The organism is Caballeronia terrestris, from assembly GCF_001544515.1.
GTDB lineage: Bacteria > Pseudomonadota > Gammaproteobacteria > Burkholderiales > Burkholderiaceae > Caballeronia > Caballeronia terrestris.
Map to the genome: position 1 here is coordinate 1 of NZ_FCOL02000161.1, position 5,153 is coordinate 5,153.

A 5,153-nucleotide genomic window follows, 5' to 3' on the forward strand; every position below is an offset into this window, starting at 1 on the left:
TGAGGCTGGCATAAGAAGCTGTCGCTTTTCGAAATCGACGACTGTGGCTTTTCAACGATGCGCTCATGCTGCGTTGCAGGTCATTAAGGCCAACGGCTCAAATCGACCCACTCCCGCCGTTGGACGCCCTAGCCGGTGAAGGGCGGTTTCCATGCGCACAACGGTCACTCGTGCGATTGAAGGGTGGAAATATCCATTGACGCTGTGAACTGCCGACGTCGCGCTCCGACAGCTCGGCGCGAATGTCCGCTTCCCTTATGCCCAACGGTACGTTGGCCTCGATGGAGTACCGACAGCGCGACCGTGGGAGGTCGCCATCCCCCAAAACATTTTCAGGATGAACTCCACTGCGTTACATTTAAGCGGGTTGGAACCGCGCGCGCTCGGGGGCTGCCTTCTATCGCGTCAACATCGCTCACGCTATGGCGCCTGGCATTTATCGGGTACCTTGGCGCAGGCGACGAGTGCGAGTTCCACCTATGAAACATAATAACGTAGTCGCATAAAACGTCTGTTCGCCAGACTCGACTTGGGGAAGCCGGGCCTATCTCGGATCGCGAGCGCAATCGACGTTCTCTGATTCAAGCGCGGGAGGAACATTGAACGGCGGGCTATTGAAGGTTACATGCGCTGTCGTCGTTTCCACCGTTATCGGGTGGATTCTCTATATTGGTCGGCCCGTACTGGTTCCGATAGCGTTCGGCGTGATCGCCACCTATGTCGTCCTCGGCATTGCGAACCTGTTCCAGCGGGTTCCATACATCGGCTCTAAGCTTCCGGTAGGCATCCGTTGTGCGATAGCAATCGCTCTCATGGTGGTTGCGATCTATGTGTCCATTGGCCTGCTCATATCTGACAGGGACCCCCTGCTCGCACTCGCCCCGAAGTATCAGGCAACTCTGCTTGCGTTGGTCGGTAAAATCGCTGCGGTCTTGCAGGCACAAACCGAACCGACCTGGGAGTCCATTCGACGTGACATGCTCGCCAGAGTCAATCTCCAGAGCATCGTCACGGCTGCGTTAGCGTCCCTATCGGGCTTGATCGTGACGATCTTCGTTGTGGCGCTCTACACCGCATTTCTCCTCGCCGAACATGCGCGATTTCGCAGGAGACTGGCGCAGATAGCGGACAACCCAGCGGCGATGCACGTCGTGGCCGTCGTAAATGAGATAAACGCTAAGATCGGTATGTATCTCGCGCTCAAGGCGCTGCTCGGCGTAATCGTCGGTCTCCTCAGTTGGGTTTGCATGCGCGTCGTCGGGCTCGAACTGGCCGAATTGTGGGCCGTTCTGATTGCGATTCTCAATTTCGTCCCTTACATTGGGTCGGTGGTTGCAGTGGCCTTTCCAACCCTCATCGCCGCCCTTCAATTCGGACAATGGAACGAGGTCTTACTCGTGTTCGCCTCGCTTTCGGTACTCAACTTCGTTGTCGGAAATCTGGTTGACCCCTATCTGATGGGTGAATCGTTGAACCTCAGTCCCATTTTGATCCTCGTGAGCGTGGCGATCTGGTCCTCGATCTGGGGAGTGGCCGGTGCGTTCTTGGCCGTTCCTATTACGGTTAGTCTCGTGATCGGCTTCTCGTCATTCGAGTCGACGCGTCCCCTTGCCATGCTATTAACGAGCAAGGATTGAGTTTTTGGGCCTTGGCCTGATCAGCTGGCTGGCGTGGCTTTCTGGATGGTGCGATGGCTACAGCCGTCGTCCAGTCGAGAAGGGCAACTTCGGGCGTTGAAGTCTCTCATCGTTAACGATCCGTACCCTGTTCATCACCCGCGAGCAACCGTCGCTAGCGCAGACAGAACGACTAGCAAGATTGGCTTTCTTGGCTCCGATCGACTATAAAAGTAAGAATTGGCATCACTTCCGCGCCCCATCAGCATCAACTCCGCCATCTAGTCTCACTTCACGCTTCGTGCTTCGTTTTAATAAAGCGCACAGCAGCTCGACTCCGCTTCGGCCAACAGCAAACGAAGGAGATCAGTCGTGAAGAAATCGATAGTATGCAAGGTTGGCATCGCTTTCATCGCAGTGATGTTGGGAGCATGTGCGTCATCATCACATACAGGTACAGATACGACGCAGAATTCGGGCTTCCTGCGGGACTATTCAAATCTGCCACCCGGTCGAAGCCTTCGGACATGGGTGAGCCCCAAGCTTACGCCAGCCAACTACAACGCGATACTGCTCGATCCGCTCGTTTTCTATCCAGAGCCACGGCCTAGCGAGCAAGTGAGCGCGGCGACGCTACAACAAATTCTGGCCTATGCCAACGACGCACTGAGACGGTCACTGAGCCAGCGATTTAGGGTGGTCGATCGTCCCGGGCCTGGAGTGCTGCGCATTCGCGCAGCGTTTACGAGCGTCGCCACGCAAGAAGAGGGCCTCAAACCTTACCAGTATGTGCCGATGGCCTTTGTCGCCACGATGGCCACGAGGGCCGCGACCGGTACGCCGCAGCAGGCGTTCGTCGTGATCGAAGTGGAGGGAACGGATAGCGTTACGGGTGAGTTGCTAGGTCAGAGGGTGCGGGTCGGTACAGGCGAGCGCCTCGCCAAGGTTGCCGGTCAAGAGGTGGTCACGCTAGACACGGTGAAACCACTACTAGACGAGCTCGCAAGCGCTGCTTTTCCCGAACTGTCGCAATTCGTTAAACCGAAGTGAGAACAACTATCACTATAAAAGCAAGGGCCGCCGAAAGCGATTCAGAAAGCTCCCCGGACTGGCGTCGCGTGAGACGCCGACTGCCCAGTGAGGAGACGATTTCGTGTGCCCGGCGTCCACGATCTGAAGTCGAAGCGGCGCCATGAGGGCGGCTGCCCCAGCAACGCTGGATCGATAGCGTGCCGGACACGCAACCTACGCACGTTTGCTTTTACGCCGGTTGCCTTTTGCGGGCCAAGCGACCAGAGTGGAACAACGCCGTCACTGCTTCATAGAACCTATTGATCGGCAGCGGCCTGTGAATCCCTTCTCTCGCCGGCGTACGGAAGCGTTTCCCGCGGCGGATGGGGCCGATTAACTCGGCAGAGAATGCGTGCCATTTTTGCAAAATGCGAAGCGCGACCCTGTCGGCGGCATCAATCAGGCCAGATCGCGCGGTGGGTGCGTCACGCAACGGCTTGCGTTGCCCTGCTCTGGTCTGTGCTGATCTCGGCGCAGGAGATGGAGCCGCGCGCCTATTCGGCGGTGCCAGTCGGGACGAACTTCGTGGTGGCAAACTACGCTCGATCGACAGGTGGCGTCTCGCTCGATCCCACGCTACCGATTACCGATGTAAACGCCAAAATCAACACGTTCCTGCTCGGCTACTCCCACAGCTTCGGAATCGCGGGACACGTCGCCAGCATCGCCGCGGCAGTACCGTACAGCAACGCAGACATCACTGGCAATGTCCAAGGTGTGCCGGGGAACGCGTGGCGATCGGGACTGGGCGACGCAAACTTCAGGGTTGTGGTGAACCTGCTGGGCGGTCCTGCGCTTACGCCGGAAGAATTCGCGCGGCGTCCCCCCACCACCACGCTGGGCGCCAGTCTGACCGTTATCGCACCGACAGGCCAGTACGTGCCGTCCCGCGTGATCAACGTGGGATCGAATCGTTGGTCCTTCAAACCAGAATTGGGCCTCTCTCATCCATTCGGCGACTGGTTCGTGGAAGGTTCGGCCGGCGTATGGTTGTTCACCGACAACGATGATTTTTTCGGAGGCCATCAGCGCAGCCAGGCGCCAATGCCCGTTTTTCAGTGGCATGGCGGCTATACGTGGCGGCCTGGATTGTGGCTCGCGGCGGACATGACGTACTTCGCGGGCGGTCGAACGAGCATCAACGGTGTAGAGGACCAAGACCTCCAACGCAGCCTGCGGTACGGCCTCACGTTGTCGGTTCCGCTTGCTGCGCAATGGTCTGCGAAGCTGGCATGGTCGAGCGGTCTGATAACACGCGTCGGGGGTAATTTCCAGACCGTCTCTCTTTCACTGCAATACCGCTGGTTCAATCATTGAGAGTGCTTATAGGCTGTCTGACGCGTTCTGGGCGGCCGGATACCACTTGCTGCCACCGGCACGCGACGAGAAAGAACGGAGGCAAACATGCGTCACCTTTTCATTTTCTTCATTGTCTTTGTGTGCGCATCCGGCAGCGTGGTGATTGGCTCATATCTGCGCAACGTGCTACCCGAACACCACCTGAGTGAAGAATCGGCCGGCAGCGTAAAACTCGCAATCGGGCTGATCGCGACCATGGCCGCATTGGTACTTGGGCTGCTGATCTCGTCAGCGAAGGGCTCGTTTGATTCGGTCAGCAGTGTGCTGCTCGACACTGCCGCCCATGTCGTTCGTCTTGACCGCACGCTGGCCAAGTACGGACCGGAAACGCAACCAATCCGTGAAGCGCTCAGGCAAAGCTATGCGGCGGCGGTCGAGACACTCGCTTCCGATGATCCTTCCCGACTGGCGAGAACGGATGACCCAGAAGCTGCCCGCCGTGTAGAAGACGTCCGGCGGCTGGTAGAGGGGCTTGCGCCGCGGGACGATGTGCAACGTGAGCTCAAAACGCGTGCGCTCCTGCTTGTTGATGAAGTGTTCGCTACGCGCTGGCTGGCGATTCTGAAGGAAAAAGTTCCCCTTCCCATGCCGCTCCTCGTAGCCCTGGTGTTATGGCTGGTCGCAATTTTTGCGACGTTCGGTTTGTACGCCCCTCGCAACGGCACGACCATCGCGGTGTTGCTCGTGTGTGCCTTGTCGTCATCCGGGGCGATATTTCTGATCCTCGAACTGAACTCGCCGCTTGATGGGGTCGTGCGCGTTTCGCTCACCCCTCTGCGGGAAGCACTCGCCGTTCTCGGAAAGTAGTGCCAGTCGCAGAGATCGAGCAGTCCCGCCTGTTCCCCATCTTGAATGCCTGGGCAACGGCGCTACGCGCAGCGAACATCGTTGAAGCGGGGACACGAGCTTTTACGAGCGGCAACGTCGGGGCGATGATTTGAAGCGTAAGGCCGGCGTGCAAATGTCCCTTACAAGTGCAAAGCTGCCGTCCGAATGTCTGCGTAACAGCGTGACCCAACGACTGAAGCTGGCCGGCTTTCGCCGTCCATAGAATCATTTTCGCGTTTTGCTCAGCAGGTGCCCCTGACCGAGGTCCGCAACGACTTT

4 protein-coding genes are annotated in these 5,153 nt (G+C 58.1%); all 4 read left to right on the top strand.

All coding sequences use genetic code 11. The annotated features are described in order from the left end of the window. The first annotated feature begins 599 nt into the window (after nucleotides 1–599). The 4 genes from AWB67_RS34335 (at nucleotide 600) to AWB67_RS34350 (ending at nucleotide 4,853) form a co-directional block, all read left to right on the top strand. The gene (locus AWB67_RS34335; RefSeq protein WP_087660413.1) at nucleotides 600–1,637 is read left to right on the top strand and encodes an AI-2E family transporter; all 1,038 of its coding nucleotides are present in this window, start codon (nucleotides 600–602) and stop codon (nucleotides 1,635–1,637) included. Nucleotides 1,638–1,988: 351 nt separating this feature from the next. Further along, nucleotides 1,989–2,666 carry a DUF3313 domain-containing protein gene (locus AWB67_RS34340; protein WP_087660414.1) on the top strand — a complete coding sequence of 226 codons (678 nt, stop codon included), beginning with the start codon at nucleotides 1,989–1,991 and terminating at the stop codon, nucleotides 2,664–2,666. 441 nt (nucleotides 2,667–3,107) lie between these two features. Continuing rightward, nucleotides 3,108–4,004 (top strand): transporter, encoded by an 897-nt coding sequence (locus AWB67_RS34345; RefSeq protein ID WP_235025519.1) that lies wholly within the window; start codon nucleotides 3,108–3,110, stop codon nucleotides 4,002–4,004. A gap of 87 nt (nucleotides 4,005–4,091) precedes the next feature. Continuing rightward, nucleotides 4,092–4,853, top strand: coding sequence for a bestrophin-like domain (locus AWB67_RS34350; protein WP_087660415.1), 762 nt, complete (start codon nucleotides 4,092–4,094; stop codon nucleotides 4,851–4,853). Nucleotides 4,854–5,153: the final 300 nt, after the last annotated feature.